General features: G+C 45.1%; 14 protein-coding genes, 1 tRNA gene and 1 other annotated feature. Of the genes, 9 read left to right on the top strand and 6 right to left on the bottom strand.

Translation table 11 applies throughout. From position 1 onward, the window contains the following. Positions 1 to 124 precede the first annotated feature (124 nt). Positions 125 to 206, top strand: a tRNA-Leu gene (locus A5870_RS04655). Positions 207 to 299: 93 nt separating this feature from the next. On the opposite strand, the gene A5870_RS04650 is transcribed toward A5870_RS04655, so the two are convergent. Beyond that, a complete protein-coding gene (locus A5870_RS04650) occupies positions 300 to 1952 on the bottom strand; it encodes a peptide ABC transporter substrate-binding protein (protein WP_086291961.1) in 1653 nt (550 codons plus the stop codon). A gap of 562 nt (positions 1953 to 2514) precedes the next feature. Between A5870_RS04650 and A5870_RS04645 the strand changes: the two genes are divergently transcribed. Then, positions 2515 to 2967, top strand: a complete 453-nt coding sequence (locus tag A5870_RS04645; protein ID WP_086291960.1) for a DIP1984 family protein — start codon at positions 2515 to 2517, stop codon at positions 2965 to 2967. A gap of 235 nt (positions 2968 to 3202) precedes the next feature. On the opposite strand, the gene A5870_RS04640 is transcribed toward A5870_RS04645, so the two are convergent. From A5870_RS04640 to A5870_RS04625, 4 genes are all read right to left on the bottom strand, one after another. Then, positions 3203 to 3919 (bottom strand): NADPH-dependent F420 reductase, encoded by a 717-nt coding sequence (locus tag A5870_RS04640; protein WP_086291959.1) that lies wholly within the window; start codon positions 3917 to 3919, stop codon positions 3203 to 3205. Then, complete coding sequence (locus tag A5870_RS04635) at positions 3912 to 4973, bottom strand: LLM class flavin-dependent oxidoreductase (RefSeq protein WP_015509212.1); 1062 nt, start codon at positions 4971 to 4973, stop codon at positions 3912 to 3914. Before A5870_RS04635 ends, A5870_RS04640 begins: the two co-directional genes overlap by 8 nt. Positions 4974 to 5126: 153 nt before the next feature. Then, a complete protein-coding gene (locus A5870_RS04630; RefSeq protein WP_086291958.1) occupies positions 5127 to 5489 on the bottom strand; it encodes a TIGR02328 family protein in 363 nt (120 codons plus the stop codon). A gap of 14 nt (positions 5490 to 5503) precedes the next feature. After that, on the bottom strand, positions 5504 to 6472 hold the full coding sequence (locus tag A5870_RS04625) for an NADP-dependent oxidoreductase (protein WP_086291957.1): 969 nt from the start codon (positions 6470 to 6472) through the stop codon (positions 5504 to 5506). 267 nt (positions 6473 to 6739) lie between these two features. Here A5870_RS04625 and A5870_RS04620 point away from each other — a divergent pair, with 267 nt between their 5' ends. The 5 genes from A5870_RS04620 (at position 6740) to A5870_RS04600 (ending at position 10841) form a co-directional block, all read left to right on the top strand. Beyond that, positions 6740 to 7819: an ABC transporter substrate-binding protein gene (locus tag A5870_RS04620; protein ID WP_086291956.1), complete on the top strand. Its 1080-nt coding sequence runs from the start codon at positions 6740 to 6742 to the stop codon at positions 7817 to 7819. Continuing rightward, positions 7820 to 9424: an amidohydrolase gene (locus A5870_RS04615; protein WP_086291955.1), complete on the top strand. Its 1605-nt coding sequence runs from the start codon at positions 7820 to 7822 to the stop codon at positions 9422 to 9424. Continuing rightward, positions 9396 to 9785, top strand: a complete 390-nt coding sequence (locus A5870_RS17540) for a hypothetical protein (protein WP_242596056.1) — start codon at positions 9396 to 9398, stop codon at positions 9783 to 9785. The genes A5870_RS04615 and A5870_RS17540 overlap by 29 nt, the downstream gene beginning before the upstream one ends. A gap of 106 nt (positions 9786 to 9891) precedes the next feature. Further along, positions 9892 to 10038: a hypothetical protein gene (locus A5870_RS17280; protein ID WP_005234527.1), complete on the top strand. Its 147-nt coding sequence runs from the start codon at positions 9892 to 9894 to the stop codon at positions 10036 to 10038. 218 nt (positions 10039 to 10256) lie between these two features. Further along, positions 10257 to 10841, top strand: coding sequence for an SOS response-associated peptidase (locus tag A5870_RS04600; RefSeq protein ID WP_086291954.1), 585 nt, complete (start codon positions 10257 to 10259; stop codon positions 10839 to 10841). Between the two features lie 81 nt (positions 10842 to 10922). Here A5870_RS04600 and A5870_RS04595 read toward each other — a convergent pair whose 3' ends face one another. Continuing rightward, positions 10923 to 11528, bottom strand: coding sequence for a short chain dehydrogenase (locus tag A5870_RS04595; protein WP_086291953.1), 606 nt, complete (start codon positions 11526 to 11528; stop codon positions 10923 to 10925). Positions 11529 to 11720: 192 nt separating this feature from the next. Next, positions 11721 to 11952, top strand: a binding site (T-box leader). Positions 11953 to 12001: 49 nt separating this feature from the next. On the opposite strand from A5870_RS04595, the gene A5870_RS04590 reads away from it, so the two are divergent. Together A5870_RS04590 and A5870_RS04585 are read left to right on the top strand one after the other, a co-directional pair. Continuing rightward, positions 12002 to 12841 carry a MetQ/NlpA family ABC transporter substrate-binding protein gene (locus A5870_RS04590; protein ID WP_086291952.1) on the top strand — a complete coding sequence of 280 codons (840 nt, stop codon included), beginning with the start codon at positions 12002 to 12004 and terminating at the stop codon, positions 12839 to 12841. A 138-nt stretch (positions 12842 to 12979) separates the two neighbouring features. Then, positions 12980 to 13891, top strand: coding sequence for a LysR family transcriptional regulator (locus tag A5870_RS04585; protein ID WP_086291951.1), 912 nt, complete (start codon positions 12980 to 12982; stop codon positions 13889 to 13891). Positions 13892 to 13918 lie beyond the last annotated feature (27 nt).

Here is a 13918-nt window from a genome sequence, read left to right as displayed (position 1 = left end):
CATACCAACAAACAACCCTAACACTTTTTCATTTTTACTCCTATCCCGCCAGTCCCCGCTGGCGGGCTCCTTTTTGTGAGATTGGACTTGCATTTCTTCCTAGAAAGGATTATCTTTATCTTATGCGGAAGTGGCGGAATGGCAGACGCGCACGCTTCAGGCGCGTGTGAGTTTATCTCGTGTGGGTTCAACTCCCATCTTCCGCATTTAGCAGTTCAGCTTTCTGAACTGCTTTTTTTGTTGCAAAACGCGCATGTTCATCGAATAAACATGCGCGTTTCATTCAACTATTTTTCCCCTTATTCACTAACATAGGCGGTGCGGAAAAAGAAATGCGCGCCATAAGCTGGGAATTGGATGTCTTTTACCTTTGATTTGATCAGATAATTTGAAGCACTTTGGTAAAGAGGGACTTGCGCAGCATCTTGTTCCAATAAAATTTCTTCTGCCGCTTTGTAATCTTCAAAATATTGATCGGGGTCATTGGCATGAACGGTGCGCGCATCTTCCGTCAACGCCGTATATTCTTCATTGACATAGCCGCCGTAGTTAAAGGAAGCGCCGGTTTTGTATAAGATAAAGAACATATCCATGTCACTGCTTCCAGCGATCCAACCAGAAACGGAAAGCTCGTAATCACTATTTGCTCTTGATTGATTCAAGCTGGCACGTGGCTGTTTGTTTATGGAGATCGACAAGCCTGGCAAGTTTTCTTGGAGTTGGCTTTGCAAGTACTCCCCGATTTTTTGACCATTGTCATCATCTGTCACTAATAAACGCAGCGTCGTACTTTCGCCAATTTCCGCTTGGGCTTTTTCCCACTCTTCCTTGGCAGCCTCTAAATCATACAGGTTGTAATCACCGCTATATGCTCGAAAATCTTCGCCAGTATTTGGATTCGCAGCTAAGCCGGTAGGGATCAATCCATTTAAAACTTTCGCTCCATCGTTCAACACATTATCCACGAGACTTTCTTTGTCGATCGCCAACGCGATCGCTTTACGCACATGAACATTTCCTAAGGCATCGTTGGCGGTTTTATTGAAGTCTAAGAAAAAGTTCGCCACATCGTTTTGCGTAACTAGTTCTTCATTGTCCCCGTAGTGTTGGACGTAGATCCCGCTGATTTTTTGCAAATCAAGGTCGCCGCTTTCAAACAATTGGATCCCCGTATTTTCTTCTTTGATGGTGGAGCCTTTGATCTCCTCCAATTGAACGACATCAGCATCGTAGTATTGGTCGTTTTTCACTAGCGTCCACTCATCTCCAGTCTGTTGCCAATCGGTTAAAGTAAAGGGACCAGAATACAACAAATCCTCACTTGTCCGTGCATAGGTCTCGCCTTTTTCTTCAACAAAGGCTTGATTTTGCGGTGCCAACCAGCCGATGGAAATCAAGGATAAAAAGGAAGGCTGCGGCTGCGCCAACTGCACGATAAAGGTCGCGTCATCTGGGGTTTCCAGACCAATCGTTTCTACGTCTGCATTGCCTTCACGAATGTCTTTACTATTGACTACATTATCCAACAAATAGGCATTTGGTCCCATCGTTGCTGGATCAACTAACTTTTTCCACGCATAAGCAAAGTCAGCCGAAGTGATCGCTTCGCCATTGCTCCACTTCGCATCCTCTCGCAAGGTAAAGGTATAGGTTTTGCCATCTTCACTGATTTCGACTCCTTCTGCCAAGCCTGGAACTGGTTCGCTGTTTTCATCGAAACGATAAAGCCCTTCGAATAAATGTTGTACGATGGTAAACGTTGCTTTATCCGTCGTTTGGGTCGTATCGAGAGTCGTCAGCTCAGCTGGTAGACTCACCGCAATCGCTTGATTCGGCGCTCCATTAGTTTCAGCCTCTGATCCCTCGGTATTTCCTGTTGTCGTGCAGCCAGAAAGGGTCAACCCAATCACTCCTGCTGCAACCAATAAACGCTTCTTCCAGATCATTTTCATTCTTCCTCCTATGTGATTGCGCAACCAACGCAAGTGTTTTTCATGACAGCAAAAAACGCATTCAACGATAAAAAGAAAAAACCTCATCCCTTTGCTTATCAACTTTGACAAACAAAGGGACGAGATTTTCGTGTTACCACCCTTTTTCGCACCATTCTCACAAATGGCACCTCAACAGTACGCTAAGATACTTGGCACGGTAACGGCTGCTTTCCGTCTGATTTGCGTGAACAAATCAGATCACTCAGAGCTCATCTTCACTTTTTTTCTGCTGCCCTTTCTCACCATCCGGGTTCTCTTCTAACAGATTCCAAAGCTACTCTTCTCTTCATCGTCTTTCTTTTTATCTAAAAAACAGGTAAATGACGTTTTTTTGTCTATTTCATGATTGTTTTAAAGTATACTATTGGTGTTTTTGGAAGTCAACAAGAATTGCGAATATTCAGTTTTTTATGATTTTTCTATCAGAGCTTGTTTTGCGTCTTGCTTGCCTTTCGTCAGGTTCTTCTCTAGGATAAGAACTAGATAAGCCTTCTCATTTGTAAAAAAGGAGTGTGCCAAAATGAAATTAGCAGAAGCGTTACTTTTAAGACGAGATTTGAACAATCGTCTGTTTCAATTGCGCAACGAAATCTTTAGCAGTGTGTTAGTCCAAGAAGGCGATACCTTGGATCGCAGTATTACAGAATTATTCAAGGAATACGATGAGATCAATCAACAGTATTCCGAATTAGTCGTAGCCATCAATCGGAAAAATGCGACTGCCTCTGTAGCAGATAGTGCGTTATTGCTGATGGAAGCACTAGAACAGCGAGAACAGCTGCGCCGTAAGCATGCACTGCTAACGCAAGCACTGGATGAAACCAAAGCAGCTCCCCGAATGGGTCGCAACGAAATTCGACTGGTGCGCATGATCGATACAAAAACGCTAACGGAGCAATTGAATGCGACCGCCAAACAGCTGCGAGAATTAGATGGAAAGATCCAACAAACCAACTGGCTAGTCGATCTTTAACAAACATGGGTGGGTGTCAAAGGCGAGCACAAAGCAGGTACAGGCTGATATGTACACTATGGAACGTCTGGCAGAGACGTAAACGTAACAACCACTGCTTACGAATCACAATCGTAACAATCACATTGTATTTTTTAGCGACCACGTGCTGATTTGACTGGATGGGAAAAACCCTCTTCTTTTTTGAGAAGAGGGTTGTTTTTATCGTATCCAGCCGTACGTGGAGCCGGCTCTTTTACTGGAGAGCCGGCTGCTCATTATTCACAGTGGCAGAACGCGTCAGAAACGCTTGCCCTTTCTCACTGCTCCAAAACTCCTTCATCAATGCCGTCAATCCCTCTTTGGTTTGATTGGCACCAAAGAAAGGACTGCCGGGTTCTAACATGATGCCATTAGCTAAAGCACCGATAGGAAAGGGATCAAAGCCGAAAGCGGCAACGATTTCGGCTGTCTGATCAAGGGCGGTTTGGTCATCACCAGCAATGGCGATGGCTTTTTTGGCAGTTCCTTGAGCAGCCGTTCTCGTCAGCAAGGATTCCTCTTGGATATCGTGGTACCCCATATGATTGAATCCTTTGACTACTTTACTTTGGGAAAAATAGCGTTGCACACGTTCCGAAGAAGTCTGCTCGATGGATGAGTATTCTGTTTCTTTGCCATCGACTTCCCACCAATAATTCATGGCATCGATCACTAGCTTACCAGCCAAAGCTTCTGCTGGCAGCTGTTGGTACTTACTCAACGGGATTGCCAAAATGATCGTTTGGGCTTCTGTCATCACTTCAGCGGCATTTTTTGCGATCGCTCCCGGAGCCAACACAGAAACGGACAAGGCGATTTTTTCTGCTGGCTTCGTACTGGCGATCAAGACCCGATAGCCCGCCTGGGCACCAAGATTTGCGAGCGCTAATCCTAACTTGCCTGCGCCTAAAATACCGATGGTTTTAGGCATTGCCATCACCTGCTGCCAACAATTCTTTCACCCGTGGAATCACTTTGGTTCCATACAATTCAATCGTTTTGAAACGGTCTTTTTGCAGCTGTCCGCCTGTACCGTAAACCAGATCAAAACGTTCTACACCGACTTGCGGCATCATACGGGCAATTTTTTGCGCCACGGTTTCTGGACTGCCTACATAGTAAGAACCATGTTCGACTTCAAAGTCAAAGCGCTCTTTGCTCATGGCTGGCCAGCCGCGATCAAGACCGATTTTGTCCATGCTCTTTTTGATGTAGTTCCAGCCGATTTCATAGGCTTCTTCGTCGGTGTCGGCGATCACACCATGGGAGTGCATGCCGATTGGCAGAATTGGTTGCCCCAATTGCTGCGCTGCCTTTTTATACAGATCAACATACGGCGCAAAACGAGCAGGTTCGCCACCGATGATCGCTAACATAACGGGAAACCCATAACGGACGGCACGAATGATCGATTCAGGGGTTCCACCGACACCCACATAGGTATCTAATTGATGTCCCTCGATTTTTGGAAAAACGTCGGCATTTTTTAAGGATTGCGTGAACTTGCCTTCCCAAGTTAATGGTTTGCCTTTTCTCAGTTCACTAAACATCGCTGTTTTTTCTTCAAATAGTTCTTCATAATCTTGCAAGTCATAGCCGAATAGAGGGAATGATTCAGTAAAAGATCCTCGTCCCAGCATGATTTGTGCACGACCGTTCGACAACGCGTCAACGGTCGCAAACCGTTCGTAGACCCGCACGGGATCATCCGAACTCAAGACAGTTACACCGGTACCTAATTTGATGGTTTTGGTAACCATCGCTAAAGCCGCTAGTACCGTATCAGGACTTGAGATCGAATATTCTTCCCGATGGTGCTCCCCTAAGGCAATGACATCGATGCCGACTTCATCGGCTAATTTTCCTTCCGCTACGATATTGCGCAACGATTCGCTGTAACTGATCCGTTCTTTCGTTGTATCATCAAAGGCTAGATCGCCAAACGTATCTAACCCAAATTCAAGATTTCTGTGATTGATGGTCATTTTCTTTTCCTCATTTCTCATTACTGATTCTCTGTTCTCACTATAACAAGGAACAAAAAAAGTTGCGAACAATATGCTTACTTTTTGTAAGTTAGCGATTTTAAAGCGAAAAAAACACTTTCCCGAACAAAAATTCAGGAAAGTGTTTGGTCTTTAAAGATAGATCCCCTTACTATGGAGATTCACTAAGCATTCTTCAAAGTATGCTTCATCATGTTCTGGATAGATCGGCGTAGTCAAAGGAACGGCTTGAACCGAGGGTTCCAGCGGCAGATTTTTGCCACGATACGCTGGATCGTACCATTCAGGTGCTGGCCGATAGCCTCGACGGGTCATTTCATCCAGCACTAACTGATGGTATTGAAACAATTTATAGGGCGGATGAGTAAAAACGTAATCGACCGTTGCGTGCCTCTTGCCCCAGCCTAACCCTCGTAAGGCTGCTGCTTCACGATGCTGGCCTAACAGCTGCTGCCGAGGCAAAGCAGGGATCAGTGCTTCATGCCATAAGCGCATCGGTTCAGCCTCCTTTATTCTGCGTCTTGGCTGATGAAATTGTCTTGATTTTCAATAACGATCTTGCCGACCGCATGGTGTGTCTCACTCAATGCGTGGGCATCGTAAATCCCTTGTGCTGTCAATGGGAAGGTTGCACCGATGACACTGTTGACTTTTTCTGCTTCGATCAGCTCTGTCAATTCTGCCAATTGTTTGCCGTTGGTTCGTAACCAAATTGCTTTGGCGAAGATGTCTTTTTCTTTTGCCAAGTCTTCATCTTCAATACTCAAAATCGAGATCAGACGGCCCTTAGGTTTTAAGACAGTGAAACTTTTCTTCTGGGTGTCGCCCCCCATCGTATCAAAGACCAAATCGATGTCTTGCAAGACTTCTTCAAAATCTGTCGTGTGGTAATCGATGATCTCATCGGCACCAAGTTTTTGTAATAACTCATGGTTACGAGGACTAGCCGTCGTGATGACGTAAGCGCCAGCTGCTTTTGCTAGTTGGATCGCATAGGTGCCAACTCCGCCTGCTCCGGCATGGATCAAGACTTTTTCCCCTTCTTTTAAACGACCGTGTTCAAACAACGCTTGGTAAGCAGTCAAACCAGCTAATGGCACTGCAGCTGCTTCTGCGTAGTTTTGGTTTTCTGGTTTGATCGCTGCTAACTCAGCATCCACGATGGCATAATCAGCATACGTCCCAAAACGAGTCGTTTCAGGACGGGCATAGATTGCATCACCAACTTTGAATTCTGTCACGTCAGCGCCTATTTCTACGATATTCCCTGCGACATCCCAGCCTAAAATAATTGGGAAGTCCCATGGAAACATTTGTTTCAAATAGCCTTCTCTTAATTTCCAATCGATTGGGTTGATGGATGTTGCGGCAACTTTGACTAATAATTGATTTGCTTTTAATTCTGGTAATTGGACCGTTGCTTCTTTTAATTGGTCTTTTCCACCATAGGCTTCAATAACGACAGCACGTGTTTCCATTGATGCTTCACTCCTTACATTCATTCTTCATCAAAGAGAGGTTCCTGTTTTTCCATCCCTTGATTTCTCACTTCCCTAGCTTAGGCAAAAGGAAGAAATTTGACAAATGATATGTTTGGAAACTGCCCCAGCCACCTGGCCGTTCCTCCTGCTAAGCCTTGAAAGAAACGGGTTTATTTTTTCTTCATTTTTTTATTGCCTTTTCTTTAAAAATCAATTACGCTACTCAAGAAATACGAAATTGTAAAGAAAGAAGGAATTGATGAATTGAAAAGGTTGTGGGTATTTTTTGGCGGTGTGATCGGCATCACCGCATTGCTGTTTTTCGGTGCTTCGGTGTTAACGAAAGAATCGGGGGCAGCAACGTCGTCCGACAAAAATACAGTGATTATTTACAATTGGGGCGAATATATTGACCCCGAATTGATCAAAACATTCGAAACTGAGACTGGTTACTCAGTGATTTATAATACATTTGACTCCAACGAAGCGATGGAAACGAAAATCAAGCAAGGCGGCTCGCGCTATGATTTGGTTTTCCCTAGCGAATCGATCATTCCGAAAATGATCGAAGAAGGACTGTTAGTGCCTTTAGATCATCAGAAATTGACGGGAACGGAAGATCTGTCGCCTTTTTTGATGGATCAAGCCTTTGATCCGGACAATACCTATTCGATCCCCTATTTTTGGGGCACGATCGGAATCATGGCAAATACTGAAGAAGTCGATGTTTCTTCGATCCATGGCTGGAGTGATTTATGGGACCCTGCATTTAAAAATGATGTATTGATGGTGGATGGTGCTCGCGAAACCTTAGGAATCGCGTTACAGACGCTCGGTCTTTCCCAAAACGAAAAAGACCCGACCAAGGTCGCCAAAGCCTTGAAGAAGCTGGAAAGTATCCGTCCCAATGTCAAAGCAGTTTTGACCGACGAGATCAAAACCTTGATGATCAACAACGATGCCCCTTTAGGAATCGGGTATTCGGGCGATGCCGCTTATGTGATGGCGGAAAATCCTGCCGTCACCTATATCGTTCCCAATGACGGCGGTGCGATTTGGACAGACAATTTTGCGATCCCGAAAACCGTTGGTAATCTTGAAGGAGCTTACGCCTTCATCAACTTTATGCTCCGCCCAGAAAATGCCGCACAAAATGCCGAATACGTGGGCTATGCCACGCCGAGTGAAACGGCCAAAGCCATGCTGCCAGCAGAACTGACTGCTGACAAAGCTTTCTACCCTGAGCCAAGTGCGATGGAACAAATGGAACATTATGAATACTTAGGAAAAGAAGCGGTTGAGCTTTACAACGACCTTTTCCTTGAATGGAAGTTGGGATTATAATTGTCACTATTACTAAAATCTGAACACATCTTTGATACCAAAACGAAAACGACTTTTGCGGGCTTTCTCTTGATAGAAGACCAGAAAATCACGGCTGTAGGTCCTCTTTCAGCGCTGCCAACACTTGCGGAAGACACCCAGGTCATTGATCTCAAAGAACAAATGATCATCCCAGGCTTTATTGATGCTCATGTTCATTTTTATCTTTCCGCATTACTCCATCAAGGGGCATTGACCCATCTTACGGGAATGACAGAAGAAGCCGTTGCCCAGCAAGTGCCCGCCTTGCCCATCACCCATGGATGGAAAATTGGCATCGGCTGGTTCAGCAGTGATTTCGGTCAGCAAGTCTACCCGACGAAAGATTCGATCGACAACTATTGTGCCGACACGCCTGTCATGCTGATTTCCGGTGATGCCCACAGTATTTGGTTGAATAGCCAAGGGATCGCTGCTTTAGGGATCACACCCGAGAACTTACCAGCAGGGATCAGTGGGGAGGCACTACTTGACGAAAACAGCGGACAATTAAGCGGCTGCTTTTTAGAAGCGATCGCCATTCATTATTTAGCAAAGGTCTTACAGTCGTTTCAAGCACAAAGCCCTGCTGCTTTTCTGACCTATATGAAACAGCTCAATCAATACGGCATCACGACGATCGGCGATGTTGCCTTGACAGGAGAAAGCTGGGACGATCTAGTCTATCCCACTCTTTATCGACAAACAGAAGCAGAAGCGACCTTGCGCGCTGTCTTTTATCCAGCCATGCGAGAAGACATCACGCAACTAAAAGAAACTTACCGTACTTATCGCTCCGAAAAAGTACAGATGGGCGGCGTCAAACAATTTTTTGACGGCGTGACGAGTACGCACACGGCTTTTTTAAAAGCGGAATATGAAACACCGTATTTTGCCGGTGATGTCGGGATGCCGTTGATCGATGTTCAACGGATGCGTCGCTTTATTTTACAAGCCAACCAGCAAGACTGGCCGATGCGCATCCATACCATCGGTGATGAAGCGATTCGACAAGCACTCCTCTTTTATCAAGAAAGTGCTGCTGCTCACCCGCTTTCTAAAGGCAAAGCCAATACCTTGGAACACTTGGAAGTGATGGATGCCGCTGATCTGCCACTAGTTCGCCAAGAACAATTGGTACTCTCCGTACAGCCTAGCCATTTATTAGTCGGTTATGAGACCCTCGATGAAGAAGTAGGACCTCAGCGTGCCAGTCAAATGTTTCCTTTTCAGTCCTTTCTAGAGCAAGGCGCAACCTTGGCTTTTGGGACTGATACGCCGGTCGTGATCGACGTGCCCCCTTTAGACTCGCTGTATTATGCGGTTGCTCGGCAAGAGAAAAACGGCCAGCCAGCAGGCGGATTGATGCCGCAAGAAAAAATCTCCATCGCCGATGCCCTCTATGCCCACACCGCAGGCGCCGCCAAAGCCTTGAGTCGGCAAGATATCGGGCGATTAGAAGTTGGCTGTTTAGCCGATCTTTGTATTTTGTCCCAAAACATCTTACCTTTGACCGCCGAAGAATTGCTTCAAACGACCGTTGAAGCGACCGTATTTGATGGGCGATTTGTTTATCGGCGTAATTGATGAAACACCAGATCTTGTGAAAGCACAAGGTCTGGTGTTTTTCTTTGATCAAAAAATACAGAAACAGGTGCTTAGTTTGGACCACTCTTCCCTTTTCGTACTTGCCCCTATCCCTTACGATGGATTCCCTGTTTGGCAGCTATGCATTATCATAGGTTTTCTTTCGGCAATTTTGATCCTCGTGGATTGGTCTATTCGATTGGTGCAGCAAAAGAATAATTCAAGCAGTTGTCAGTTTCTTTATTTGATGGAAATTCAGAAACATGCCTCTTTTTCCCAGGAGCTTATTCCTTTTAACAGCAATCATTGGTCTATTCCACCACCCCTTACTTTCTCCTTCAATCGTTTCTTAAACCTTTGAATAAATTCTTAATAAAATAACTAACAAAAAATAAACTTTTACTATATCTATTGAATGTAAGCGGTAAATTTGTTATTATTACCAAGGATAAGGAGGTGTTTATCTATTGTATGCGATTAAAATCTTTCATGGTTATCTAACCGCCGAAGGAAAAAGAACACGGGACAAAACAATTGCATTGACCTATACTTGCAGAGAAGATGCTGAACGTTTCGCAAATAAAATCGGCGGGAGAGTTAAAAAAATTGGCTAACCAACTAGAATAAAAAAGGCTGTCAACCTCAGTAGGTGACTGCCTTTTTTTGTTATCTGATTTCCAGCAAATCAAGCGATACTCCTGACTTTTTACATATGTTTATGATCCTTTTCTTGTTGAATCGAGAAGTGAAGCAAGTTAGTTGGTTTTGACGCCTTGAGTCTTTATACTGAAACAAAGGCACCAGCCAATCCAAAAAAAGGAGTGACCCGTCCATGTGCGGCCGATACTTATTTGACCCAACAACTGGCGAATTGTCAGAATATTATCAAGAAGCCGCGGCGAAAGCCCGCAAGCGCCAACAGACTGTCGCTGTCAATGATGTTTTCCCTTCCAATCATGTCGTAACCATCGGTGCAAATCAACAACAACAAGTTGTAGCTGGTGTGACAAGATGGGGCTTTACCGGCTTTAAAAAAGGGCATTTGATGATCAATGCGCGTTCTGAGACCGTTGAAGAGAAACCGACTTTTCGCAAACCTTTCCAAGAGCATCGCTGTGTCTTTCCAATGTCTGGTTTCTATGAATGGAATCATGAAAAGGAAAAGTTCCTCTTTTCGCAAGATCACGTGATTTATGCCGCTGGTTTTTATCGCATCCTTCAAAAAGAGGATCAGATCGAAACCGAATCAATCATTCTAACGACTGCCGCGAACGATTCTGTTGAACCGGTCCATGATCGAATGCCTCTGTTCTTAGAAAAAGAAGCGATTGCTTCTTGGATCAATGACTTGGCTTTTGCTCGCCAACAACTTAAAGCAGAAATGCCCAAGTTGAAAACCCAAATGCTCTCTTCTTAACTGTTTGCTGCCTCTTTTTCAGCAGAACAAAAAACCGCCAAGTCAGCTGTGATTTGGCGGTTTTTGCTACTTCTGCTTTTCTTAATAAACGGTGAAAGTTTTGCCAGTCATGATCCCAAAAACTGCTTTTTGATACGCTGCAAAAACGGGTGCGTCACCAACGGGAATAAAGCCTTTAAAAGAATCGGCGAAGGTTTCCCAAGAACCCACAAGCGCATTGGGACTGACTGCATTGATTCGTAGCCCATGACCGATCTCAAAAGCTGCCGATGCCACGAAGGCTTCTAAACCGCCATTGACCAGTGCTGAAGGCGTGCCCATTGGGATAAATTCGTCTTTGATAATTCCAGAAGTCAGTGTGATACTACCGCCTTCATTGAGAAACTGCTGGCCAATCAACGCAAGGTTGACTTGTCCTTGTAGCTTCGAAGCCACCGACTGTTGAATATCAGCTGGCGTCAATTCCTCAAAGGGTTTAAACACTGTGCTTCCCGCAGCGGAAACAATAGCATCCACTTTCCCAGTAGCTGCAAATAGCTGGCTGACACTGGCTGCATCCGCAATTTCGACCTGATGATCGCCATTGCTACGGCTAGCCGTGATCAGCTCCACCTCTGGTACCTGCTGAAAGCCTTCAGCTAAAAGCTGCCCAAGTGTGCCGGTATGTCCAATCAAAAGTAATTTCATTTGCTCGCCTCTTTTTTTGTTTTGTGTTTCGATTCTAACCCAACCAAGCGATTTCGACCATTCATCTGCTTTTTAGGTCTATTCTTGCCCTTGTCCATTTGTTCCCCTTCTACCTGCGTAGTGATTGGAATCACCTATCACGAAAGCAATTGACAACTTTCTCATCTTGTTCTAAGATACTACTAATTTCATACACATGCAGTGAGAAGAAGAGTACGATCCCCCCTTTCTTTCAAGAGAACTCGGAACTGGTGGAAACGAGTAAGGAAGAAGATCCGAAGATGACCTTTGAGCATTCGTGGACGAACAATCCCCGACGGAGAAAGCCCGATAGCGCAATGCAGTTTATTTGATGAACTGACTGAGGTTTTTTGTTTCAGCAAAAAACAAACGAAGGTGGTACCGCGAAATGATCGTCCTTCCCAAAGACTATTCTTTGGGAAGGCTTTTTTTATAAAAAAGGAGGAAAAGTTATGAAACGAAAGATTCGATTGGGTGTGGGCATTGGTTTATTGTCCTTAGTTTTATTTGCCGGTTGTGGCAATCAAGAAGAAGTAACGGGAAATGCCGAGGAACAGCAGACAGAAATCAGATTGGGGACGACACCAGGGCCTTACAGTGAACTATTTCTCAAAGGAATCAAACCGATTTTAGAAGAAGCTGGCTATACTGTGACGGATATTGGCTTTACTGGGGTCTTGGAAGCGGACATTGCATTGAACGATGGCGAGATCGACTTAAACGTCGATCAGCACACCGCCTATTTAGAAAACTTCAATGAAAACACGGATGCCGATTTAGTGGGTATCACACCGATTCCTACCGTTCCAGCCGGCTTGTATCCTGGCAGAAAGGACAGTTTAACAGCGATTGAAGCAAACGATACCATCGGGATCCCCAATGATCCGTCAAATAGTACCCGTGCCCTGTTGCTGCTACAAAAAGCCGGCTGGATCGAGCTTGACTCCGAAGTGGCGCCCATTGCCGCGACTTTGAGAAACATTACTAACAATCCTTATGACCTGGACATCGTCGAGATGGATTCTGCCCAAATCCCCCGCAGCTTAGCAGATTTAGACTATGCGGTGATTCCCGGCAGCATCGTTTATAGTGCTGGAATCGCTGCAGAGGAAAGCCTATTAAGTGAAGACATTTTGCAAGAATATGAACTGGTGGCAACGGTAAAAGAAGCCAATAAAGATAGTGATTGGGCACAGGCAGTGGTGGCAGCTTATCATTCTGAAGCCTTTAAAGAACTGCTGGCAGAAGAGAATCAAACGGATTATTGGTTTATTCCTGAGGAATTGCAATGACCGCTTGAAAAGTAGCAATAAGCAGCAACTGTCGTCTTATTTTTTAAAGAAGCTTCTATTATTATAGAAGTAAAAGAACTGACTACTATTGATTGGTGGACCCTTCCCTGTCGAAATCTTTGTAAAGGAGGTCAAAAATTGAATATTCAACAAATGCGGATCGTGCAAGCGATCGCTGACCATGGAAGTTTTCGTGAAGCAGCAAAACGGCTGTATCTTTCGCAGCCAAGTCTTTCCCAAGCCGTGAAAGAGTTGGAAACAGAATTGGAGGTCCAGCTTTTTGAGCGTACGAATCAAGGCGCCCGCTTGACTGCTGAAGGCTCGGAATTTCTAGACCATGCCCAGCCGATCTTGAGTCAAGTGGCGCAGCTGCAAACACGTTTTTCCAGCAAGCAAGCAGCGAATCAAACCTTCACTATCGCAAGCCAGCACTATGATTTCACGGCTGGAATTTTCAGTGAGCTGCTGCAGGAATTTCCCGACTGTCGCCAGTTTCGCCTTTTAGAAACCACGACCTTAAAGGTAATCACGGACGTGCAGCAATATCGAAGTGAATTTGGGATCCTTTATTTAAATGAGCAAAACCAAGCAGGGTTGGAACGACTTCTGCAAGGCGCCCAATTGTCCTTCGAGGCGTTGGGACGGTTTCGCCCCCATGTCTTTTTGCGAGCGGCTCATCCCTTGACAGAAAAAAGGCAGCTTTCCTTAAGACATCTCGCCCCTTATCCACAAGTACGCTTTTTGCAAGAAGATGAACGCTATTCGTTTTTTTCCGAAGATTTGATCGACTTTGCTCCAAGCCCTCAAGTGGTGCATGTCAGCGATCGAGGCACGATGGTCCAGCTATTACAGCAGACGGATCTTTATGGAACCGGCTCGGGGATCGTTGCCCAACCAGAACGCCAAGGCTTGGCTTTTCTTCCTTTGATCGACGCGTCCGAGGGTGAGATCATCCTCATTAAAAAGAACGCTCGCCCGTTATCAGTGATCGGCGAGCGTTTCTTAGCAAAATTACGGCATCATCTTACAGCTTTTCCTACTGATATATAAGCGAAGGCCTCCTCTTCCTACTCCCCA

The organism is Enterococcus sp. 2G9_DIV0600 (assembly GCF_002140615.1).
Lineage (GTDB): Bacteria > Bacillota > Bacilli > Lactobacillales > Enterococcaceae > Enterococcus_D > Enterococcus_D innesii.
The sequence above is the reverse complement of the archived record's forward strand: the minus strand, read 5'-3'. Positions and strand labels throughout refer to the sequence as shown.